Raw genomic sequence first — 22,607 nt, forward strand, 5'->3', positions numbered from 1 at the left:
CCGAATCGCCTGGACCGTGAGACTTCCCCGTACCTCCTGCGGCATGCCGACAATCCGGTCGATCGGTGGGATGTCGATCGGAGGTGGGTGCGGGAGGATGGTGGTATGCCCAACCGACTCGTGCAGGCCACGTCCCCGTATCTCCTTCAACACGCGGACAACCCGGTTGACTGGTGGCCATGGGAGACCGACGCGTTCGAAGAAGCCCGGCGGCGCGACGTCCCCGTGTTCTTGAGCGTCGGCTACAGCGCCTGCCACTGGTGCCACGTCATGGCGCACGAGTCCTTCGAGGACGACGACACCGCTGCCTACATGAACGAGCACTTCGTGTCCGTCAAGGTGGACCGTGAGGAGCGTCCCGACGTGGACGCTGTGTACATGGAGGCTGTGCAGGCCGCCACCGGGCAGGGCGGCTGGCCCATGTCCGTGTTCATGACGCCGGACGGGGAGCCCTTCTACTTCGGCACGTACTTCCCGCCCGGGGCTCGCCATGGCTTGCCGTCCTTCCGGCAGGTGCTCGAAGGCGTGCGCAACGCCTGGACGAGCCGACGGGGCGAGGTGGGAGAAGTCGCGCGGAAGATCACTCAGGATCTTGCCGGACGGCAGCTGAGCACCGGGGACGCCGGGCTGCCCGATGAGGAGACTCAGGCCCATTCACTCCTCCAGTTGACTCGGGACATCGACCCCGCGAGCGGTTGGTTCAAGGGCGACACCAAGTTCCCGCCGTCGATGGTTGTCGAGTTCCTGTTGCGCCACCACGCGCGGATCGGTTCCGTGGCGGCGCGGGAGATGGCGGAAGGGCTGTGCGGCGCGATGGCTCGCTCGAGCCTGTACGACCAGGTGGGAGGCGGGTTCCACCGATACGTACTCACGGCGAAGCCGGGTGGGCCCTTGGTACCCCACTTCGAGAAGATGCTCTATGACAACGCGCTGCTCTGCCGGGTGTACGCACACCTGTGGCGAGCGACTGGCTCGGAACTGGCCCGCCGGGTCGCTCTGGAGACCGCCGACTTCATGGTGCGCGAGCTGCGCACGCCCGAGGGCGGTTTCGCCTCCGCGCTCGACGCCGACAGCGACGGCGGGGGTGGCCGGCATGTCGAGGGCGCGTACTACGTATGGACGCCCGAACAACTGCGGGAGGTCCTCGGCGATCAGGACGCCGCCTTCGCCGCCGAGTACTTCGGGGTGACGGAGGAGGGCACGTTCGAGGAGGGCGCCTCGGTTCTCCGGCTCGCGGGGGTGGGCACCGCGGTGGACGCGGACCGGGCCGCCGACGTACGGGCCAGGCTGCTGGCCGCCCGTGAGCTGCGCCCGCGTCCCGGGCGGGACGACAAGGTGGTCGCCGCCTGGAACGGTCTGGCGATCGCTGCGCTCGCCGAGACGGGGGCCTACTTCGACCGGCCCGACCTGATCGAGCGCGCCACCGAGGCGGCGGATCTGCTGGTCCGGGTCCACATGGGCGAGGTCGCCCGGCTGAGCCGGACGTCCAAGGACGGCCGGGCAGGAGCCAACGCCGGGGTGCTGGACGACTACGGCGATGTCGCGGAGGGCTTCCTCGCGCTGGCCGCGGTCACCGGCGAGGGCGTCTGGCTGGAGTTCGCCGGCTTCCTGCTCGACATCGTGCTCCAGCACTTCACCGGTGAGGGCGGGCAGTTGTACGACACGGCGGACGACGCCGAGCAGCTCATCCGCCGCCCGCAGGACCCCACCGACAGCGCGACGCCGGCGGGCTGGACGGCGGCGGCCGGCGCGCTGCTCTCGTACGCCGCGTACACCGGCTCCGAGGCCCATCGCACCGCCGCGGAGGCGGCGTTGGGTGTGGTGAAGACGCTCGGCCCGCGGGTTCCCCGGTTCATCGGCTGGGGGCTTGCTGTTGCCGAGGCACTGCTCGACGGGCCGCGCGAGGTCGCGGTCGCCGGACCGGCCGGCGGCGAACTGCACCGTACGGCGCTGCTGGGACGGGCGCCCGGTGCGGTGGTGGCTGCGGGGGAGACAGCAGGGACGGAGTTCGCGCTGCTCGCGGATCGGCCGATGGCGGGCGGGGCACCGACGGCGTATGTGTGCAGGCACTTCGTGTGCGATGCGCCGACGACGGATCCGCAGGAACTGGCGCGGAGCCTCGGATCGAGCCTGTCCGGGGGGTGAGGGCGGAGCCGTACGGGGGCCCGCGTCGGGACCCCGGCATGGCGAATGGCCGCGGCTTCAAAGCCACGGCCATTGCGGGAGAGGAGGTGGAAGGGGGGTGGTCAGGCGTGGTTGTAGGCCACCAGCGAGATGCCGACGTAGTGCACGACGAAGGCCGCCAGGGTCAGCGAGTGGAAGACCTCGTGGAAGCCGAACCACCGCGGTGACGGATTGGGTCGCTTGATGCCGTAGATGATGCCGCCGGCGCTGTAGAGCAGCCCGCCGACGACGACCAGTACCAGCACCGCGATCCCGCCGGTCTGCATGAAGTCCGGCAGGAAGAAGACCGCCGCCCAGCCCATCGCCAGGTAGCAGGGTGTGTAGAGCCAGCGCGGGGCGCCGACCCAGAACACCCGGAAGGCTATGCCCACGGCCGCTGCCGCCCAGACCGCCCACAGCAGCGGCGTCGCGGTCGACTCGGGGAGCAGGAGCAGGGTCAGCGGGGTGTAGGTGCCCGCGATGATCAGGAAAATATTGGCGTGATCGAGCCTGCGGAGCACCGCCTCGCCACGCGGCCCCCAGGTGCCGCGGTGGTAGAGCGCGCTCACACCGAACAGCAGGCACGCGGTCAGGACGTAGATGCCGCAGGCGATCCGGCCGCGGACGCTGTCCGTCAGTGCGATCAGCACGATCCCCGCGACGATCACGGCGGGAAACATCCCGGCGTGCAGCCAGCCACGCATCCGTGGTTTCACCGGGACGGTGTCGGAGTCGGTTGGTTCCAGCACGGCTGGCTCGGGCGTGGCGGCAATCATCCCCGCATCGTACCTACGGCACCGTAGGTACGAGCCACGAGTGGCAATGCTCACGTGTGCGCTCCCCTGGACAGATGGGCGAATCGGTCGGATGATCAAATGAGTGCGGTCGGCACCGGATGAGCGCCAACGAGATTCGAAGGGGTCGAAGCGTCCGGGTCGCAGCCCCCACGGGGCAACTACAAACAGACACCCTCATCAAGGAGCGATCGTGGCGCGCGACATCGCGGCTCCCCTCACTGCCCCCACCCATCACCAGGAGCTCATCTCCTGGGTGAACGAGATCGCAGCCATCACCGAGCCGGACCGGGTGGTCTGGTGCGACGGCTCCGAGTCCGAGTACGAGCGCCTGTGCGGTGAGCTCGTGGCCAAGGGCACGTTCAAGAAGCTGGACGAGACCAAGCGCCCGAACTCCTACTACGCCGCGTCCGACCCGAGCGATGTCGCCCGCGTCGAGGACCGCACGTTCATCTGCTCCGAGAAGGAGGAGGACGCGGGCCCGACGAACCACTGGAAGGCCCCCGCCGAGATGCGGGAGATCTTCACGGGCGAGCAGGGTGTCTTCCGCGGCTCCATGCGCGGCCGCACGATGTACGTCGTCCCGTTCTGCATGGGCCCCGTCGGCTCACCGCTGTCCGCGATCGGCGTCGAGATCACCGACTCCGCGTACGTCGCCGTCTCGATGCGCACCATGACGCGCATGGGACAGGCCGTGCTCGACGAGCTCGGCACCGACGGCTTCTTCGTCAAGGCCGTCCACACGCTCGGCGCGCCCCTGGAAGAGGGCCAGGAAGACGTTCCGTGGCCGTGCAACTCCACCAAGTACATCTCGCACTTCCCCGAGGACCGCGAGATCTGGTCGTACGGCTCCGGCTACGGCGGCAACGCCCTGCTCGGCAAGAAGTGCTACGCGCTGCGCATCGCCTCCGTCATGGCGCGTGACGAGGGCTGGCTCGCCGAGCACATGCTGATCCTCAAGCTCACGCCGCCGCAGGGTGAGGCGAAATACGTCGCCGCCGCGTTCCCGAGCGCCTGCGGCAAGACCAACCTCGCCATGCTGGAGCCCACGATCCCCGGCTGGACCGTCGAGACCATCGGCGACGACATCGCCTGGATGCGATTCGGCGAGGACGGCCGCCTCTACGCGATCAACCCCGAGGCCGGCTTCTTCGGCGTCGCGCCCGGCACCGGCGAGCACACCAACGCCAACGCCATGAAGACCATGTGGGGCAACTCCGTCTTCACGAACGTCGCGCTCACCGACGACGGCGACGTCTGGTGGGAGGGCATGACGGAGACGGCACCGGCCCACCTCACGGACTGGAAGGGCAACGACTGGACGCCCGCGTCCGACACGCCCGCCGCCCACCCCAACGCCCGCTTCACCGTCCCGGCCGGCCAGTGCCCGATCATCGCGCCCGAGTGGGAGGACCCGAAGGGTGTGCCGATCTCGGCCATCCTCTTCGGCGGCCGCCGCGCCTCGGCCGTACCGCTGGTCACCGAGTCCTTCGACTGGCAGCACGGCGTCTTCCTCGGAGCCAACGTCGCCTCCGAGAAGACCGCCGCCGCCGAGGGCAAGGTCGGCGAGCTGCGCCGCGACCCGTTCGCCATGCTGCCGTTCTGCGGCTACAACATGGGCGACTACATGAACCACTGGATCAAGGTCGGCGCCGACAAGCCCGACCAGTCCAAGCTGCCGAAGATCTACTACGTGAACTGGTTCCGCAAGAACGAAGCGGGCAAGTTCGTGTGGCCGGGCTTCGGTGAGAACAGCCGCGTCCTGAAGTGGATCGTCGAGCGCCTGGACGGCAAGGCCGAGGGCGTCGAGACGCCGATCGGCATCCTGCCCGCCAAGGGCGCCCTGGACACCGACGGCCTGGACCTCTCCGACTCCGACCTGGACTTCCTGCTCAACGTCGACAAGGAGGTCTGGCGCGAGGAGGCGGGGCTGATCCCCGAGCACCTCAACACCTTCGGTGACCACGCGCCGAAGGAGCTGTGGGACGAGTACCGCGCGCTGGTCCAGCGCCTGGGCTGACGCCCCCGGGCGCACCCCGCGTGGGTGCGCCCCTCCCTCCCCACACCCCGCGGCCGGGTCTCCAGACGTCCGCCCTGACCTGTGGGGTCAACGGCCCGCCGCGGTACGGCCCCCGGAATCCCCTCACGATTCCGGGGGTCGCCCTTTCCCGTGTCCGGTCGGCGACACACCGTGGCCAAGCTGCCGGTCCACGTGCCGCAGCGGCCCGCGGACCGGGTCCGTCAGGGGGCGCCGACCAGGTGCGACGAGGCGGCGGTGGCGGTGGCGACCGTCGCCGCGTGGGCGTCCATGCGCTCGGCCGCGAGGATTGCGACGGCTGTGTCGGCGCGGGACGCGGCCACCACCAGTGCGCGGCCCGCGAGGGCATGGGCGCGGCGGTGCAGCGCGAGTGCGGGTGCGTCGGTCCGGCCGGTGTGCCGGGCGGGCGCCGCGCCGCGCAGCCTGGTCACCTGCTCGGCGATGCGGTCGCCCGCCGCGCCGAGGTCCAGCTCGTCGGTGACCGCGAGAAGCGCGGCCAGGTGTCCGGCGAGCTGGATGTCCAGCTCTTCCTCGCGGGAACGGTGCGGGAAGTCGTCGGCGTGGTCGGCCGGTGTGTGGACCGATTTGGTGCGGATCGGTTCGTACATGGATGGCCTCCTGGTGTCGCTGTGGAACCATCCTACATTGGATTAAGTCTAAAGTTATTTGCGATCGATGCCGGGGGAGGCGGGGACCGGCCCGCCCGCTAAGGCTGGCCGTATCCGTCCAGGAAGTGCGCGATCCGGGTCACCGCGTCCGTCAGATCCTCGGTCGAGGGCAGCGTCACCACACGGAAGTGATCGGGCTCCGGCCAGTTGAAGCCGGTGCCGTGCACGACCATGATCTTCTCGGCCCGCAGCAGGTCGAGGACCATCTGCCGGTCGTCCTTGATCTTGTAGACCTTGGGGTCCAGGCGCGGGAAGAGATACAGCGCCCCCTTCGGCTTCACGCAGGTCACGCCCGGAATCCGGGTCAGCAGGTCGTATGCGACATCCCGCTGCTCCAGGATCCGCCCGCCCGGCAGCACCAGATCGTTGATCGACTGCCGCCCGTTGAGCGCGGTGGCCACGGCGTGCTGCGACGGCATATTGGCGCAGAGCCGCATATTGGCGAGGATCGTCAGCCCCTCGATGTACGAGGAGGCGTGCACCTTCGGACCGCAGACCGCCATCCACCCCGAGCGGTATCCGGCCACCCGGTAGTTCTTGGAGAGCCCGTTGAACGTGAGCACCATCAGATCGGGCGCGATCGTCGCGGTCGGGGTGTGGGTGGCTCCGTCGTACAGGATCCGGTCGTAGATCTCGTCGGAGCAGACGACCAGATTGTGCCGCCGGGCGATCTCCGTCAGCCCGCGCAGCATCTCGTCGTCGTACACCGCACCCGTCGGATTGTTCGGGTTGATGATCACGAGCGCCTTGGTGCGGTCGGTGATCTTTCGCTCGATGTCGGCGAGGTCCGGCATCCAGTCGGCCTGCTCGTCGCACCGGTAGTGCACGGCCGTACCGCCGGCCAGTGACACCGAGGCGGTCCACAGCGGATAGTCCGGAGCCGGTACGAGGACCTCGTCGCCGTCGTCGAGCAGCGCCTGCATCGACATCTGGATCAGCTCGGAGACGCCGTTGCCCAGGTAGATGTCCTCGACGTCGAGGTCGATCCCCTTGGTCTGGTAGTGCTGCATCACCGCCCGCCGCGCGGACAGCAGCCCCTTCGCGTCGCCGTATCCGTGCGCCCCGGCAAGGTTGCGCAGTATGTCTTCGAGAATCTCGGGCGGGCACTCGAACCCGAAAGCGGCAGGGTTGCCGGTGTTCAGCTTGAGGATGCGGTGACCGGCTGCTTCCAGCCGCATCGCCTCCTCGAGCACGGGGCCGCGGATTTCGTAACAGACATTGGCGAGCTTCGTGGACTGGATGACCTGCATGTCTGGGAGCTTACGGCCGCGTTTCGCGCGCCGCCCGGACATTCGACCCCGGTTACCCCGCCCGAGTAACCCGGGTACGCCGCTCCGGCTTTCATAACCATGAGCCCACCACCCCTCGACCGTGGGAACGCCGGTCGGGGACAAGGGTCGGGCTTGGAAATAGGCGGAACGGGGACGTGACGGGCGTAGACGGGTGAGATGCGCCACGTGAGCGGAGGTGTTCGGGGCGTGAAGGGGGGCCGAGGGGGGCGTGGGGGCGCGAGAGGCGTGACGAATTGTCCGGGCCAGATCGACCGCGCTGTACGCGCCCAGAAGGTCTGCGAGAGCGTGAATCATGAACCGGTGACCGCGACGTATGAGAGGAAGGCGTGATGGCCGTACAGCACACTCGCTGGATTCCCTCGGACACCCGGACGGAAGACCCGGAGCGGATCGCCATTCGCGAGGCCCTGGCCTTCGGTAAGGCCCTCTACGACCGCCGGACCGCACTCGGGCTCAGCGTGTCGGAGCTGGCCGTGTGTACCGGCATGGACGAGGACGACATCGAGTGCATCGAAGAGGGCGGGACAGTGCCGACACTCGAACTGCTCAGGAGTCTCGCGGCTGCCCTGGACGCGGACGTACGCCTCACTCCCGGCCATGACTTCGGCTCGCTCTGGTTCGAAGCGCACGCGGCCTGACGGATCGGGATGCCCAGCGCGTGGGCACGGTGCGCGGGACGCAGTACCTCCCCGGTCCAGCCGATGAGGGAGAGACTGGCGTCGAGGCCGAGGCCGAGGCTGAGGGCGGAGCGTCGGCCGATCCGCGCGCCCGGGCGGCGGCCGGTGGCGCTGGGAGAGCCGGATCTTCGACGGCGCGTATGACGACAAGCCTGCCGAACAGAGGCCGGTGTACGGCGCGTTGAACTTCCGTCGGAAGTTTGTCGGCGCGGCGCCGACGTTCGGTTCCTCGCACTTCCGGCTGACCACGGAAACCCGGCCTCGGGCCACGTTCTGCTACCTGGACAGTGCCGCCGGGCCGACGGACTTCAAAGTCGCTTCCGGTACGCACCTCATCGAACTGGCAATGCCTACCCGTGGTTTGGGACCGCGCGGCCTGAGACCCGGCGGCTTGAATCCGCCCCTTGTGGGGGTCCCTGCCATGCGTCAACATGCGCATGTCAAACCGAAGTAACTTCGGTCGCAGGCCATTTGGGCCCTGCGTAGGTCACTAGAGGGGACCCCCACATGAAGAAGCCTCTCGTCGGCGCGCTCTTCACCGTTCTGCTGCTCGGGGCGGGAATCGCACCCGCAACCGCGGCCACCAGCCACGACGCGGCAGCGACCGGCACGGTCAAGGCACAGGTCAAGTCCAAGGAACAGATCAAGCCGAAGGCGGTCAACTTCGCCGGGACCGTCGCGCTCAGCAACTGTTCCGGCTCCGTCGTCCGCACCCCCGGCTCCCAGCCCTCCGACCCCGCGCTCGTGCTCTCCAACGGGCACTGCATGGAATCGGGATTCCCGGGGCCGGGCGAGGTGGTGTTCAATCAGCCGTCCACCCGTAGCTTCACCCTGCTGAACGCCGCCGGCAGCGGTGTCGGCACCCTGCGAGCGAGCAAGATCGCGTACGGGACGATGACCGACACCGACATATCGGTGTACCAACTCACCCGCACCTACGCCCAGATCGAGAGCAGCTACGGCATCAAGGCCCTGGAGCTCAACACCGCGCACCCGGTCCAGGGCACCGCGATCACGGTCGTCTCCGGCTACTGGAAGCGCACGTACGCCTGCAACGTGGACGGTTTCGTCTACCGGCTCAAGGAGGGGGCATGGACCTGGAAGGACTCGGTCCGCTACACCTCCGCCTGCCAGACCATCGGCGGTACGTCCGGCTCCCCGGTGATCGACAACGCGACCGGCAAGGTCGTCGCCGTCAACAACACGGGCAACGAGGACGGGCAGCAGTGCACGGACAACAACCCGTGCGAGGTCGACGAGAGCGGCAATGTAACGGTCCGCCAGGGCATCAACTACGCCCAGGAGACCTACGGCATCGTGCCGTGTATCGGCGCCGGCAACAAGTTCGACCTCAACCGGCCCGGGTGTGCCCTGCCCAAGCCGTGAGTCTGTGAGCTCCGTCGTCGCCGCGATTGCCCGGTCGGGTGTCGCGGCGACGAGGGGCCCGGAGGCCTCATAGGGCCTGGGTGTGTCCCGCTCTCCGTACCGCCCGGCCCGCCGGCGCCTGGGTCCGGCGGGCGGAGAACAACCCCGTCGGGATCAGAAGAAGGTGCGGATGTAGTCCGTGACCGTGCCGTCCGCCGTCACCAGCGGAATCAGCTGCCACTTGTCGAAGCTGGTGCACGGGTGCGACAGGCCCATCTTTACCCAGTCACCCACTTCCAGCTCCGCGCCCGGCTCAGTACGCAGCCACGTGTGCTGGTCCGACAGGCGGCTCACCGAGAGACCCGTCGCGGGCCGGACCGCGCCGTCGCGGCCGGACCGTACGACCTGCGCCTCGGGGAGGTCGAGGTCGTACGCCGCATCCCGCTTGCCCGCGTTGAGGAACGCCTGCTCGGCGGACGGGCGTGACACGACCTGCGCCCACAGCCGGAAGGCGGGCTGCAGTGCCCCCTCGTCCGGCACGCGGTTGAACGGGGTGAGATGGCGGTAGTGGCCGTCGTCGTGCGAGACGTACGCCCCCGAGCGCAGCAGCCTCAGCACCGGAGCGGAAAGTTCCGGAATCTCCGCCAGCACGTCCGCCACCGCGTCGAACCACGCACTGCCGCCCGCACTGATCACGATCCGCTCGCCATCCGCGAGCGCCGCGAACCGGCCCGCGCGGTCAAAGGTGACGGCCAGCGCGACGAGCCGGCGCACCCACTCCCGCACCCGCTCGCCGGACGCGTCCGGCACCTCGGCCTCATAACCCGCCACGCCCACCAGACGCAGGGTCCCCGTCGCGGCCACGGCGTCGGCGACCGCTGCGCACTCGGCGTCGGTCCGGACACCGGTACGCGCACCCTCGCCCGCGCCCAATTCGACAACGACATCGACGGGGCGGGTGGCGCCCGTAGTCCGCAGTGCCTCGTTCATCAGCTCCACGCCGCGCTCCGAGTCGACGTAGCAGATGAAGTGGAAGTCCGGGTCGGCGTCCAGCTCGCCGGCGATCCAGCGCAGGGCCGCCGCGTCGACGAGCTCGTTGGCGAGGAAGATCCGCTGGATTCCGTACGCCCGGTAGACCCGCGCCTGGTGGGGCACGGCCGCGGTGATGCCCCAGGCGCCGTACTCCAGCTGACGGGCGAAGAGCTGCGGGGACATGGAGGTCTTGCCGTGCGGGGCGAAGGCGAGCCCGTGGCGCTCCGCGTACGTCTCCAGAAGGGCGAGATTATGCTCGACCGACTCGGCGGACAGGGCGAGCACCGGGGTGGTGAAGCCGCCCGTGAAGAGATTGCGTCGCTCGGCGGCGAGGGCGCCGACGGTCAGCCCTTGCGCGTCGGGCGGGAGCGCCTTGAAGCGGTGGTCGACCAGCTCGTCGGCGAGTCCGGCCACTGGGTTGTCGGGGCGGTCGGGGCGACAAGAGCGGTCGGGACGGTCAAGGCGGTCGGGACGGTCGGCGCCCAAGGGGGCCTCCTCGATCGAAGCAGTCGTTGCAACATATGCAACGTTCATTGCGTATATCGCTTAGCGCTGTCTAACATCCGAACCGACGCCGGGTCAATGGTGAGAGCCGGCGCCGCCCGCCCAGATAACCACTGCCCCGAACCGCCGAACCCGCCCACCCCGCGAGGAGCCCCGAGTGCCCGGAACCCCGGCCAGGACCGCCGACGCCGTCACGGCCACCGAAGTCGTGTGCCTCGGCGAGTCCATGGTGACGTTCCTGCCGTCGCAGCCCGGACGCCTCGCCGACGTGCCCTCCTTCGGCCGCGGTATCGGCGGCGCCGAGTCCAACGTCGCCTGCGCGCTCGCCGCCGCCGGGCACCGCGCGGCCTGGGTCAGCAGGGTCGGGGCGGACGGGTTCGGCGACCATCTCATCGAGGCGATCGCCGGCTACGGGGTCGACACCTCCACCGTGCGGCGCGATCCGGCGCGGCCCACCGGGATCTACTTCCGTACGGCGACGGACCGGGCCGCCGATGTGCACGAGGTCGCCTACTACCGGGCCGGGTCCGCCGCCTCCGCGATGTCCCCGGACAACGTCCCGTACGAGGCGCTGTTCGCGGGCCACGTCCTGCACCTGTCCGGCATCACGGCGGCGCTTTCCGCCGACTGCCTGGCCCTGCTCCACGACCTGACCGCGCCCCGTCCCGCCCGCCCGCTGATCTCCTTCGACGTCAATCACCGGCCGGGTCTGTGGCGCGACGCCGACGCGGCTCCCGAGGTGCTCCTGGACCTGGCGCGCCGCTCCGACCTCGTCTTCGTCGGCGAGGACGAGGCGGAGGAGGCGTGGGGGGTGAAGGGCGCGGAGGCGATTCGCGCGGCGCTGCCGGAGCCGGACGTGCTGGTCGTGAAGCGCGGGTCCGACGGGGCGATGGTCTTCTCGAACGTGGGCGAGGCCGACGTCGTCACCACCGTCCCCGCCCTCCGGGTCGACGTCGTCGCCCCCGTCGGCGCCGGTGACGCCTTCGCCGCCGGCTTCCTCTCCGCCACCCTCCGCGGCCTCCCCGTACGCGACCGCGTCCGGCACGGACACCTCATGGCCGCCGCCGTCCTCACCGTCCCCGGCGACCTCACCGACCCCCCGGCCCGCGCCCACGCCGACTCCCTTGCCGCACTGGACGACGCGTCCTGGGGGAGACTGCGTCTCGGCCCCGGGTGGACGGGGGACGACCAGGAGGTACGTACGACATGAGTCAGACCGTCGACCGGGCACTGAGCATCCTGCCGCTGCTCGCCCAAGGGCCTGCCGACCTCGGGCAGGTCGCCGAGCGGCTCGGCGTCCACAAGTCCACCGCGCTGCGCCTGCTCCGTACGCTCCACGAACACGGGCTCGTGTACCGCCAGCAGGACCAGCGCTACCGCCTCGGCGCCCGGCTCTTCGCGCTCGCGCAGGAGGCCGTCGAGAACCTCGACGTACGGGAGATCGCCCACCCCCACCTCGTCGAACTCAACGAGAGCTGCGGCCACACCGTGCATCTCGCGGTGTACGAGGAGCACGAGGTTCTCTACATCGACAAGGTCGAGAGCCGCTACCCGGTCCGGATGTACTCGCGGATCGGGAAGCCCGTCGCGATCACCGTCGCCGCCGTGGCGAAGCTGCTCCTCGCCGATCTCGCCGAGCCCGAACGGCGCGCCATCGCCGAAAAGCTCGACTACCCCATGTACACCTCCCGTTCGACGCCGAACGCCGGTGCCTTCCTCAAGGAACTCGCCCTCGTCCGCGAACAGGGCTGGGCCACCGACCTCGGTGGCCACGAGGAGTCCATCAACTGCGTCGGCGCCCCGATCCGGGGTGCGGACGGGCGGGCCGTCGCCGCGGTGTCGGTGTCCGCACCCAATGTCGTCGTCACGGCCGAGGAACTCCTCACCCTGCTACCCCTGGTGCGCCGCACCGCCGACACCATCAGCCGGGAGTACTCCGGCACCAATCCACCCAAGAAAGCCTGACCAGCCGTGACCGAGAAGATCGCCCTCATCCCGAGCACCCACACCACGCCGCCCGCGAAGTTCTCGCACGGGGTGAAGAAGGGGAACATCCTCCAGGTCGCCGGCCAGGTCGGCTTCCTCCCCGCCGAGGAGGGCCGGCCCCCGACCCCGGCTGGTCCGACGCTGCGCGAGCAGACCCTCCAGACCTTCGCCAACGTCAAGGCGATCCTGGAGGAGGGCGGCGCGAGCTGGGACGACGTGATGATGATGCGTGTCTACCTCACGGACGTGGACCACTTCGCCGAGATGAACGAGATCTACAACGCTTACTTCGGCGCGCAGAACCTCCAGGCGGCCCCGGCCGCCCGTACGACGGTCTACGTCGGCCTTCCCAAGGGTCTGCTGATCGAGATCGACGCGCTCGCGGTCCTCGGCTGAACCAGCTGATCCAGTGCCGTATCAGGCAATGTTTGCCCTGTCGATGACAGCGCGTTGCCGCCGGTCGTCGGCATGGCGGTTTCGCCAGATGATGTAGCGGCGGATCATGCTGCCCTGTTCCCTGTGGGTGGCGTGGTCGGTGCCGTCGAAGGTGAAGTAGCGCACGGCGGTGAACTGGGCCTCGATCCGGTTCATCCAGGAGCTGTTGGTCGGAAGTTGGCTGGGCCTTCGGCTCCGGACGCGGGCGGGCATCTGATCGTGGGCCTGGACGGGGTGCGGCGTAGTCCGAGAAGTTCGGCCGCGCGTGCACCCGCAGGCTGCCGCGCGCCTCAGAACCCGGGGGGCGGGAGGAAGCCCGGCCACCACGGGGGCACGCCACTGGGGCAGTCGTAGGTGGTGCCGCTTCAGAAGATGGAGAGCGCGCACCAGGAAACGGCGAAGAGCACCACCGCGAGGGCGAGGGCGTGGAGAAGGGGACGGTCTCCCAGGAAGGCGCCCACCGCCAGCCAGCCGAGCAGCAGAACCGCCCAGAGCGTCATACCAGGCCCATGGGCGCAGCAGCCCCTGGATCGTCTTTACCTCGTCGGACCGGGCGTTGTGCATCAGTTCGTCGTACATGTAGCTCTCCATCTCGGAGAACAGGTCCTCGCCCTTCTTCAAGTCGGGTTTGGGCTCGGGGCCCTTCTTGAAGGTGGCCTTGCGGGAGATCTTCCCGCCGTCGTTCTTGACGGTGATGGTGAAGACTCCGCCGCTGCCGCTGAAGCCGGTGAAGGGTGCGGACAGCGTGTAGGTCTCCGTGGAGTGGTAGACCCAGGTGCCGTTGGGGCCCATCGTCATGTAGTCCCGGTAGCTGCCGCCCTTGCCGTCGCTGCACTACACCGGCGTCCGCCACCACGCCGACACCTCCATGGTCTTGGTCCTTGGCCTGACCGCCCTCGTCTTCTTCTACGACTCGGTCATCGCCGTCTGCCAGACCTGGCGCACCACCAACGGCACGGCACGCGGGCAACACCGCGACGACAGAAGCAAGGCCGCCTGAGACACCTCAAGGAGATCCCACCGCTCGGTGCCTGAACAGGCGTCGGCCGGCCGACGCCTGTTCGGTTGGCAGCAGAATCAGGGCTGACGCGCCGCCTCATTCAGTCGGTCACGCGCGGCCCTCAGCAGGCCCTGCGACCAGTCCGCACGCGTGACTCCCTCGGGGAATCTCATCGACTCGGCGTGGCTGGCGCCCAGCGCGCGGGCAATCGCCTCCACCGCAAAACCCTGCATGAGCTCGTCGTTGTACTCACCGCGGCCCTCCTCGGCGAGCTTCAGCAGTGCCCTCAGGAGGTCGGCGTCGAACCCGTCGTGCAGGATCTCCCCCGCTCCCGAGATCGCGGCCATGAACGCGTCATCGCTTGCATCCCACTCGGGGGAGCCCAGCAACTCGAGGATCTGCTTCCTGTACTTCGCCCCCACTCTCCAGTGCGCCGTGAGTACCTGCACGGCGAGCGCCGAGACCTCGGGATCCTCGGGATAGATCAGATACGTGGCGATCAGCGGCTCGTATGCCGGGCCCCCCGCACGGGCCACCGCGTACAGCCGCGGGTAGAGCTCCCGGCCGGCCCGGCACTCAGTGACGGCTTGGGCGATCTGCTTCACCTCCTGCGGCGGGATAGTGCCGTCCTTCGCCCGTGCGATCAGCTGCCGCACATATGCATCCTTCGCCACTATCATGCTCCACTCACTTGGGGGGTCTGGGGACGAACTGCTCGGAGAAGTCCAGCATTCTGCTCGCCCGCCCCAGGTCGGCGACGAGAAGGTCCCGCTCGGCACCACCCGTCTTGGGATGGGCCAGCTTCCTGTTGATGTCACCGATCGTGTTGAGCAGGCCGTTCTGGGCATCCCGAACCTCGTGGACATGATCCCACGGGGTACCGTTCGCCTTCCGCGCGACGACCTCTCCCTTCAGTTCCCGCGCAGCCGCGGTGAGGTCCTTCATCTGCAGATGCCCGGAGACCCGGTCCAGCTTGGCCGAGAACGGCGAGGTGGGGATCTTGTTTCCGAGCTTGATCGCGTCGGCTATGTTGTCGAGTTGCTTGGGCAGTTTGGCCGCGTCGCCCGCGAGCGGAAGGAAGCCGGCCGCTCCGAGGCTGACCCCGAGCGCGTCCTTGTTCATGGCGGAGCGACCCAGGTCCACGGCGTCGCATCCGGCGCCGGCCACGGGCACCCAGCCGCAGGCCATCAGAGCGATCTCACCGGCCACGCCCCACGACGGTCCCGCATAACTCCCCTTGTAGTCGGGGTCCGGGGCCTTTCCCGGGCTGGGGCTGGGCGTCGCCGTGTACGGTTCGTCGCTGCCGTACTTCACCGCTGGCAGCGGGCTCGGTCCAGTCTTGAAGCTGACCTTGTACGACACGGCCTTGCCGCGGGTGTTGACGGTGAGCGTCAGCGACGATCCGTCGGGATAGCTGTAGTGGTAGGTCTGGGTCGAATGGTAGACCCAGGTCCCGTTGGGGCCCATCGTCAGGTGGTCCCGGTAGGTGCCGCCATTGCCGTCGCTGCACCCGCGTTCGCAGGCCGTGATCGGTCGCAGGCCGGTGGGGTCGGCCAGGGTGACGGGGGTGTTGTTGGCGTACGCGTAGCCGTTGATCGACTCGTGGTCGTCCGCGGACAGGATCGGGTCCGCGGACAGGAACCGGCCGATCAGCGGGTCGTACTCGCGGGCGCTGACATGCGTCAGGCCGGTCTCGGTGTCGGCGGGCTTGCCCAGGAATCCCTTGTCGTCCGGCCAGGAGGCCGCCGCCGGGCCACGGGACTCGCCGAACGGCTTGGTGTAGCGGCGCGTCACCTGCTGGGTGGTGGCGTCCACGGCCATCGACGCGGTGCTGTGGTGGTCGTCGACCATCCAGGAGAGCGAGGTCTGCGTCCGGACCGCGGTCGCGTCACCGGCCGCGTAGTACCGCAGGCCGCTGAACTTCTTGGCGGCGGTGTCGTAGCGCAGTTCCTGGCCGTCCAGGTAGAGGACCGTGGTGCCCGGGCCCTGGCGGATCAGCAGACCGCCGTTCGCGTCGTAGAGGTACTCAGTGGTCTTGTCGCCCTCGACGAGGCGGGTCAGTTCGCCCTCGATGTCCCAGGTCAGCGTCTGGGTGGCAGTCGAGGGGCCGGGGCGCTGCCGGGTGTTGCCCTGGTCGTCGTACTGGTACGACGTCACCGTCCCGCCGACCGAGGTCGAACTCAGCGTATGGGGTTGGCCGCCTCCGGTGGCGTTGACGGGCGGGTACGAGTAGTCGGTGCGGACGTCACCGGTGGACCGGTGCTCGACCTGGGTATCCCGCAGGCCTCCGACCTTGTAGCTCCAGCTGGTCCAGTACGGGGCCGGGCCCCCGAGGGTACTCGCCGAGCGGGCGGTGGCACAGTCGTTGGAAGACGGGGTCCACGCCTCGGTCAGCCTGCGGTAGCCGTCGTAGGCGAAGCACTGGGTGTCCTTGCCGTTCGCCTTGTCCGTGATGGACTTGACGTTTCCGGAGGCGTCATAGACGTAGTCGGCGTCGCTGGTGTAGCCGGTGTTCGTCTCGTCGACCGTGTGCGTGTTCAGCAGGCGCCGGGTGCCGTCCTCGTAGCGGTTGAGGATCTGGAACTGCTTGGCACCGCTGGAGGTTCCGAGCCGCGTCTCCTCGATCTCGCCAAACGGCGAGTAGCCGATCGAGCGGACGTAGTCCGTCATACCGCTGGTGCCGGTGAGCATGCCGAGGCCGTTGTACGAGCGGGCGACGGTCTCGGCGGGCAGGGCACCGACGGCCGGCAGCGAGGTGCTCTGGAGGGTGCCGTCGATGTTGTACACCGCGGACGTGGTGTACGTCTGCGGGGCGCCCGCCACGACGAGCGGGTCGGCTGCGGCGATGACGGTCTTGTTGCCCTTGGGGCGGCCGAGGCTGTCATAGCCGGTGACGACCTGGGAGTAGATCCTGCCGGTGGTGCCGCCGACGTAGCGGATGGCGGCGGTGGGCAGTCCCTTGGCCAGGCTGTCATACGTGAACTTGGTCAGCTGGTGTGCGCCGTCCTTCACGTCCTCCCAGGTGCCGGTCTTGCGGCCGAGTTCGTCGTACCCGGTGATGAGGGTCTTGGCGACGTCGTCCACCGTGGTGGTGACGGTCAGCGGACGGTCGTTGTCGTCGTAGGTGGTGGTGATCTTGCCCTTGTCGGGGTCGACGACCTCGACCTGACGGCCCATCAGGTCATATCCGTAGTCCCAGACGGCGTTGTCGGGGCCGGTCATGGTGTCAAGCAGGCCGGCGGGGGTGTAGGTGTACAGCGTCCGCGTGTAGGCGGTGCCGGTCGGGGACGGGCCGGCGTACTCACGGCGTTCGACGATCCGGCCCTGAGCGTCGGTGACGGTCAGGGTGCCGGTGCCGCCCGGCGCGGCCGTGACGGCGGTCCGGTCGCCCTGGTCGCTGATCGCGGTCCGCCACTTCTCCTGGTCGTAAACCCGGAAGATGGTGCCGGTGGCTCGTCCGGCCGCGTCGAAGACCGTCTCGGTGGAGGCGGGGACGGAACCGGGGAACGTGTTGGCGAGCGTGCCCTCGGGAGCGACGTTGTCGTGAACCTGCTCGTTGACGAGGTAGGGCTGGCCCCGGTCGTCGTAGAGGGTCTCGGTGATCACTCGGCCGCCGGACGGCGCGGGCATCTGCCTCTGGCGGGAGCGCAGCAGCGAGTCGAAGATCTCGTAGGAGTAGTTGTACGTGTTGCCGTCCGACTTGAGCGCGCCGGTCCGGACCCAAGTCTCCTTGTCCGGGTTGACGCTGTACGAGTAGACGAGACTCGCGGCATCGCCGAGGGCGCGGGATCGGTCCGGCTTCCAGACGGCGGCCAGGCGGCCCAGCGCGTCGAGGGACCACTCGGTCACATAGCCGTTGGTGTCGGTCACCTTCGTCGCTGTGCCCCAGGCGGGGTCCATGTCCGTGACGGTGCTGTAGAGCTTGGGGTCGGTCGAGGTCGCCCGGGTCAGCGGACCGTAACCGGTATCGTCGGGCACGTACGACGTCGTCGTGGTCTGGTTTACGGCGTCGGTCGCGGACAGCGGCCGGCCGAGCCGGTCGTAGGTCGCCGAGGATGCCTTCTGGTAGACCGGCTTCTTGTCGGCGCCGTAGTCGGCGAGGCGGTACGTCGACGTCACGTCGCCCTTGGTTGGTGCGACGCCGACGGCCTGGTTGTCGTATCCAGTTGTGACGTCGCTGACGGCGTCCCGGGGCAGAACCGGGGTCACCGAGCAGGCGACCGCGTAGGTCTCGACGCGGGAGACCGCGTCGACGAGCCAGTCGGTGGTGTTGCGCGCGTAGGTCTTGCGCGTGCAGGTCTCATCGCCGGACTTGGCCGCGTCGCCGAGGTCCTCGACGGTGACGGGCAGCCCGTACGCCGGATCGTAGGTGCTCTTGGTGACGACCGTGCGGGTGGCCGTGGCGGTCTTGGTCCGGGTGGCGCTCTCGGCCGGCTGGACGATCCACGCCTCGGTGGTGCCCCAGCTGTAGGTGTGGCTGCCGGTCTTGTGGGACCAGGGGGTGTTGATGGTGCCGCTGACTTCCTCGGTGCCGTTGTAGACGATGGTCTCGCGGACGAAGCCGGCGTACTGGCGGGAGTCGTCGATGGCGGTGCCTGCGGAGTCGGTGACCTTCTCCGCCCGGGAGGTGCCGTCGAGTTCCTTCTCGCCGTTCAGGCCGCGCATGTAGAGGGTGGACTTCTTGGAGCGCGGGCCCTCGGAGTCGCCGGAGGTCTCCACGACCTTGCCGTAGCCGCGCCACTGCGACCAGGTGCGGTTGGACGGCTTGGTCAGGCCCTCGTCGTCGGCGTAGGCCCAGCCGGCGCCGCCCTGGTAGTCGTAGTACGTCTCGCCGGTGTCGCCGTGGCCGTGGGGGTCGTCCTGGAAGACGGACGTGACCACGTACTTGTGGAACCAGTCGAGGACCGGACTCGCCCCGGACTGAGACCACTTGACCGGGAAGCAGCGGCGGGTGTTCTTGTCGACGTCCGTCGGCATGCTGGAGCCCCAGATGCAGTCGGGGTCGGAGTAGTTGGCGGTGAGGGTCGAGCCGGTCTCCGACTTGATGGTCCGCACCCGCCACTTGATGTAGCGCAGGGTGTCCGGGCCGCTGCCCTCGACGTGGTTGGAGAGCTGGACGCCGCCGAAGACCACCGGCGGCATCGCCGCGGCGGTGCTGTTGGCCTTGCCGGTGTTCTGGATGGACTTCAGCCACAGGCTCGCCGAGGAGGCGTCACCGGTGTCGGGGAAGCTCTGGTCCAGGTGCCAGGTGTCGACGTCCCGTTGGGTGGTGCCGGTGCCGGTCCACACCGAGGTGGTGACATCGGTGAGGCGCTTGCGGGTGAAGAACGCCGGGCCGATCTGGGTGGTGCACTTGGTGCTCGCCGCGCAGATCATGTCGAAGGGCACGTCGGGCCAGTTGGCCTTGGTGTCCTTGGTCAGGTCGGCGCAGCCGCCCGAGACGACGCAGCGCTCGGCGTAGCTGAAGCGGACCTGCTGGGCGGCGGGCTTGCTGTAGATGAGGTCGCTGCGCAGGCCGTAGTCGATGCGGTTGAGGTAGCCGCCGCGGGTGTAGGCGGTGCCGTTGACGGTGGTGTCGGCGTTCTTGGAGTAGTAGTTCGTCTCCTTGCCGTACCAGTACGTGGAGGCGTTGCCGTGGGTGTCCACGACGTAGTCCAGGTTCCAGCGCAGGGCTGTTGCAAGGTCGTTTGGCCTCGTGAACGTGCTGGTCAGCGAGGGTGTGACTGATACAGGCGAAGCTCCGTTGTGATCGATGACCTCCAAGTCGTCGACACACAACGGAGCTTCGGTGATTCGTGAGTCTGCCATGTCCTGTGGCTGTCCTGGGCACATCGAGGCCGTGTCACCTGAACGAGGGGTGTTCGACCTGGTCAACGGGTTGCGGGATCCGCGTGACGCGCGGGGTCGGCAGTACCCGTTGGGGGCGGTGCTGCTGGTCGCGCTGTGCGCAATCGCCTGCCGTTTCGACTCCTTCCGGGCGATGGGCCAGTGGGCCGCCGCCGCGCCGCAGACGACCCTGGAGCGGCTGGGGCTGCGCCGCCGTGGGGCGTTCGCCCTGGTGAAGGCCCCCAGCCAGCACACGATCCGGCGGGTGGTCGGCGCGGTGCTGCCCGGCGGGCTGGAGGAGTTGCTCCGGGCGTTCGGGGAGAAGGCTCAGGTGGTGGCGGTGGACGGGAAGTGCCTGCGCGGCTCGCGGGATGTGGAAGGGCGGGCGGTGACGGTGCTGGGCGCGATGCTGCAGGACGGCACCCTGGCCGCGCAGCAGCGGGTCGCGGACAAGGGCAGCGAGATCACGGGCTTCGCGGCCCTGCTGTCCGCGCTCGACCTTGAGGGTGCGGTGGTGGTCGCCGATGCGTTGCACACTCAGCGCGAGCACGCGAAGGTGCTGGTGGAGGAGTTCGGTGCGCACTACGCGCTGCCGGTCAAGCGGAACCAGCCGGAGTTGTGGAAGGCATGCCGCAAAGTGCCCTGGGAGACGGTGCGGGCCGTCTTCCGCTCCACCGTGCGAGCTCACGGCCGTATCGACACGCGGGTGGTGGAGGTGGTGAGTTTCGCCGGCCTGGATTTCCCCTACGCGCGTCAGGTCGCCCGGATCACCCGGTACCGAACCGTTCAGGCGACCGGGAAGCGCAGCCGGGAGACCGTGTATGTGATCACCGACCTGTCGTCCGGCCAGGCCGACCCGCGGCGCATCGGCGAGATCGCGCAGGCGGAGTGGGGCATCGAGAACAAGATCCATTACGTGCGGGATGTGGCCTTCGGGGAGGACGCCTCACGCATCCGTACCGGCCACGGGCCACAGAACATGGCCACGTTGAGGTCGGTCACCATGAACTTCCTGCGTAAGTCGGGAAGTTCCATCGCCGACGCACGTCGACAGCTCGCCCTCGCACCACACACCGCCCCGCTCGAACTCTTCGGCATCCCCTGCGACCTGCACATTCATGCCTGAAATCCGACCTTGCAACAGCCCTGGGTTCCAGCGCCAAGCCTGGGCGCAGGAGGAGTCGGCGAAGCCGGTGGACTTGTAGCAGGGTTCCCCGGAGTCGTCGCCGAAGACCGGGACGGTGAACACGGAGTTGGTGACCGGGTCGTCGTCGGCGGTGCCGTTGTCGCTCCAGCCGGGCAGCCGGTGCTTGCCGAAGAAGTACTGGGTGCCGGAGACGTCCGTGACCTTCCAGTACTCGGTGTTGTTGTCGCCGTTGCCGGTGGCGCCGGTCAGGTGCTCGACGCGGGTGCCGTCCTCGTTCTTCAGCTTCCACGAGCCGCCCGACGCCTCGGACAGGGCGGCGGTGTCACAGGCCGCTTTGTCGGCGCAGGTGTTGACCAGCTCGACGGCCTTGCCGTTGAGGACCAGGGTGGAGTTGGCGTACTTCCAGCACAGGTCGCCCTTGCCGGACTGGCCGTCGTCCTTGCAGGAGCCGTACTTGCGCTCGATGTAGGACTCCGTGATCGCGAAGCCCTCGCCGACCACCGAGGTCTGGTTGTTCTCGCCGGCCGTGCGGCCGTCCACGGATGCGGAGTCGTAGGAGATGGACAGGTTCGGGGACGGGCCGGCCGTCGCCGGGGGAACCCGCAGCGGGTAGTTCCAGGTGAAGTCACCCGTGCTGCCGCCGGCCTCCCAGGTCGCGGTCGGGGACAGCGGGGTGGCGCTGTAGTCGCCCCCGCCGCCCGAGCTGTCCGCCGCCGCCGCGAGCAGCATCGGCGTGCCGGAAGCGAGGGCGCGGGCGGAGACGGTGCCCGTCAGGGTTTGCGCCCCGGCGTCGTTGCCCGCACCCGCCGCGGGGGTCTGGGTGCGGCAGGACTTCTTCTCCGGGGTGGTCAGCGCACACTTCGGGAGCGTCACCAGGTGCAGACGGGGGCCGAAGTTGCCGCCGTAGACGTCGCTGAAGGAGGAGTAGTCGAGGGAGACGCGAAGCTTGTCCGTGTCATCGGCGGACCGCCCGGCGGAGTGTCCGCCCGCGGTTCCCGCTGGGTCGATGGTGAGCAGGACGCCGTTGACACCCGCCTTCCGTGCGGCCGACCGGGAGTGGAAGCTGAGCGCCACCTCCTCGGCCGGACCGGTGGCTTTCGCCTTCGTCCTACCCTTCGCCGGTTTTGCTGCGGCTGCCGGGGCGGCGGGCTCCTGGGCCAGCTCCACGCCGAGCCCGCCGACGGTGACCGATGTCTCACCGGTCGCCGCGACCTCGGCCTCGGCCTTGCCGGGCTTGGGCCAGGCGGCCTTTTTCACCCGCTCGCGGGTCTTCTGGGAGGCGGCGGCGGCCTTGTCCTTCGGGGCCTTGGAGGTGCCGGGCTTGAGCCTGCCTACCTTGTCTATCTTCGCCTCGGGCCGGTTCTCCAGCTGCTTGTGGGCTGTTGCGGCCTGGGCCTGGGCAGCGAAGTCGTAGCCCGAGGGGACCAGGACTTGCGGAAGGAAAGAGAGGGACGCGACGAGGGCGCCGCGGCCGAGCCAGCGGCGTACGACCGCTCCTGGCAGTCGTCTACGGAAGGGCGGCGAGGACACAGTTACTCTCCGTGTTCAATCGTGGATGAGAACGCCCCAGCGACGGCATTGGCGCCGCGAGCGCTGGCCTTGGCGCGCGTCCGTCAAGGCGCGCGTGCTACGGAAGGCTTCGAGAGGTGCGGGACAGCCCGGGCGACAGCATCTGCGGAA

The 22,607-nt window shown here is 68.9% G+C and carries 15 protein-coding genes and 3 pseudogenes; 10 read left to right on the forward strand and 8 right to left on the reverse strand.

What is annotated here, in order from left to right; translation table 11 throughout:
• Positions 1 to 105 precede the first annotated feature (105 nt).
• Positions 106 to 2,145: a thioredoxin domain-containing protein gene (locus tag ABT115_RS07380; protein ID WP_351785015.1), complete on the forward strand. Its 2,040-nt coding sequence runs from the start codon at positions 106 to 108 to the stop codon at positions 2,143 to 2,145.
• Between the two features lie 101 nt (positions 2,146 to 2,246).
• On the opposite strand, the gene trhA is transcribed toward ABT115_RS07380, so the two are convergent.
• The gene (gene trhA / locus ABT115_RS07385) at positions 2,247 to 2,939 is read right to left on the reverse strand and encodes a PAQR family membrane homeostasis protein TrhA (protein ID WP_351785018.1); all 693 of its coding nucleotides are present in this window, start codon (positions 2,937 to 2,939) and stop codon (positions 2,247 to 2,249) included.
• A gap of 211 nt (positions 2,940 to 3,150) precedes the next feature.
• On the opposite strand from trhA, the gene ABT115_RS07390 reads away from it, so the two are divergent.
• Positions 3,151 to 4,977, forward strand: coding sequence for a phosphoenolpyruvate carboxykinase (GTP) (locus ABT115_RS07390; protein WP_351785021.1), 1,827 nt, complete (start codon positions 3,151 to 3,153; stop codon positions 4,975 to 4,977).
• A gap of 221 nt (positions 4,978 to 5,198) precedes the next feature.
• Here ABT115_RS07390 and ABT115_RS07395 read toward each other — a convergent pair whose 3' ends face one another.
• Complete coding sequence (locus tag ABT115_RS07395; protein ID WP_351785024.1) at positions 5,199 to 5,603, reverse strand: SCO4983 family protein; 405 nt, start codon at positions 5,601 to 5,603, stop codon at positions 5,199 to 5,201.
• A gap of 98 nt (positions 5,604 to 5,701) precedes the next feature.
• Positions 5,702 to 6,913 (reverse strand): pyridoxal phosphate-dependent aminotransferase, encoded by a 1,212-nt coding sequence (locus ABT115_RS07400; RefSeq protein WP_351785026.1) that lies wholly within the window; start codon positions 6,911 to 6,913, stop codon positions 5,702 to 5,704.
• A 371-nt stretch (positions 6,914 to 7,284) separates the two neighbouring features.
• On the opposite strand from ABT115_RS07400, the gene ABT115_RS07405 reads away from it, so the two are divergent.
• From ABT115_RS07405 to ABT115_RS07415, 3 genes and pseudogenes are all read left to right on the forward strand, one after another.
• Positions 7,285 to 7,593, forward strand: coding sequence for a helix-turn-helix domain-containing protein (locus tag ABT115_RS07405; RefSeq protein ID WP_351785029.1), 309 nt, complete (start codon positions 7,285 to 7,287; stop codon positions 7,591 to 7,593).
• Positions 7,594 to 7,708: 115 nt separating this feature from the next.
• Positions 7,709 to 7,978, forward strand: a pseudogene (locus tag ABT115_RS07410) (DUF3626 domain-containing protein); the annotation flags it as partial.
• Positions 7,979 to 8,139: 161 nt separating this feature from the next.
• Complete coding sequence (locus ABT115_RS07415) at positions 8,140 to 9,018, forward strand: S1 family peptidase (RefSeq protein WP_351785032.1); 879 nt, start codon at positions 8,140 to 8,142, stop codon at positions 9,016 to 9,018.
• 153 nt (positions 9,019 to 9,171) lie between these two features.
• On the opposite strand, the gene ABT115_RS07420 is transcribed toward ABT115_RS07415, so the two are convergent.
• The gene (locus ABT115_RS07420) at positions 9,172 to 10,563 is read right to left on the reverse strand and encodes an alanine racemase (protein ID WP_351785035.1); all 1,392 of its coding nucleotides are present in this window, start codon (positions 10,561 to 10,563) and stop codon (positions 9,172 to 9,174) included.
• A gap of 127 nt (positions 10,564 to 10,690) precedes the next feature.
• Between ABT115_RS07420 and ABT115_RS07425 the strand changes: the two genes are divergently transcribed.
• From ABT115_RS07425 to ABT115_RS07435, 3 genes are read left to right on the forward strand one after another with little or no spacing between them, the layout of a single operon-like run.
• Positions 10,691 to 11,743, forward strand: coding sequence for a sugar kinase (locus tag ABT115_RS07425; protein WP_351785038.1), 1,053 nt, complete (start codon positions 10,691 to 10,693; stop codon positions 11,741 to 11,743).
• Entirely contained in the window at positions 11,740 to 12,498 is a 759-nt protein-coding gene (locus tag ABT115_RS07430) for an IclR family transcriptional regulator (RefSeq protein WP_351785041.1), read from the forward strand. The genes ABT115_RS07425 and ABT115_RS07430 overlap by 4 nt, the downstream gene beginning before the upstream one ends.
• 6 nt (positions 12,499 to 12,504) lie before the next feature.
• Positions 12,505 to 12,915: a RidA family protein gene (locus ABT115_RS07435; RefSeq protein ID WP_351785043.1), complete on the forward strand. Its 411-nt coding sequence runs from the start codon at positions 12,505 to 12,507 to the stop codon at positions 12,913 to 12,915.
• 21 nt (positions 12,916 to 12,936) lie between these two features.
• On the opposite strand, the pseudogene ABT115_RS07440 reads toward ABT115_RS07435, so the two are convergent.
• Positions 12,937 to 13,128: pseudogene (locus ABT115_RS07440) on the reverse strand (IS630 family transposase); the annotation flags it as partial.
• 646 nt (positions 13,129 to 13,774) lie between these two features.
• Between ABT115_RS07440 and ABT115_RS07445 the strand changes: the two are divergent.
• Positions 13,775 to 13,954 (forward strand): hypothetical protein, encoded by a 180-nt coding sequence (locus ABT115_RS07445; protein ID WP_351785046.1) that lies wholly within the window; start codon positions 13,775 to 13,777, stop codon positions 13,952 to 13,954.
• A 77-nt stretch (positions 13,955 to 14,031) separates the two neighbouring features.
• Here the strand turns inward: ABT115_RS07445 and ABT115_RS07450 are convergent, their stop codons facing one another.
• Entirely contained in the window at positions 14,032 to 14,628 is a 597-nt protein-coding gene (locus tag ABT115_RS07450; RefSeq protein ID WP_351785049.1) for a hypothetical protein, read from the reverse strand.
• A 13-nt stretch (positions 14,629 to 14,641) separates the two neighbouring features.
• On the reverse strand, positions 14,642 to 19,762 hold the full coding sequence (locus ABT115_RS07455) for a polymorphic toxin type 28 domain-containing protein (protein WP_351785052.1): 5,121 nt from the start codon (positions 19,760 to 19,762) through the stop codon (positions 14,642 to 14,644).
• Between ABT115_RS07455 and ABT115_RS07460 the strand changes: the two are divergent.
• Positions 19,761 to 20,735, forward strand: a pseudogene (locus tag ABT115_RS07460) (ISAs1 family transposase); the annotation flags it as partial. The gene ABT115_RS07455 and the pseudogene ABT115_RS07460 sit on opposite strands and share 2 nt — an antisense overlap.
• Here the strand turns inward: ABT115_RS07460 and ABT115_RS07465 are convergent.
• The gene (locus ABT115_RS07465) at positions 20,727 to 22,457 is read right to left on the reverse strand and encodes a hypothetical protein (RefSeq protein ID WP_351785055.1); all 1,731 of its coding nucleotides are present in this window, start codon (positions 22,455 to 22,457) and stop codon (positions 20,727 to 20,729) included. The pseudogene ABT115_RS07460 and the gene ABT115_RS07465 sit on opposite strands and share 9 nt — an antisense overlap.
• Positions 22,458 to 22,607: the final 150 nt, after the last annotated feature.

Origin of the sequence: Streptomyces sp. NPDC001832 (genome assembly GCF_040297265.1) — a bacterium.
In the GTDB taxonomy this organism is placed as follows: domain Bacteria; phylum Actinomycetota; class Actinomycetes; order Streptomycetales; family Streptomycetaceae; genus Streptomyces.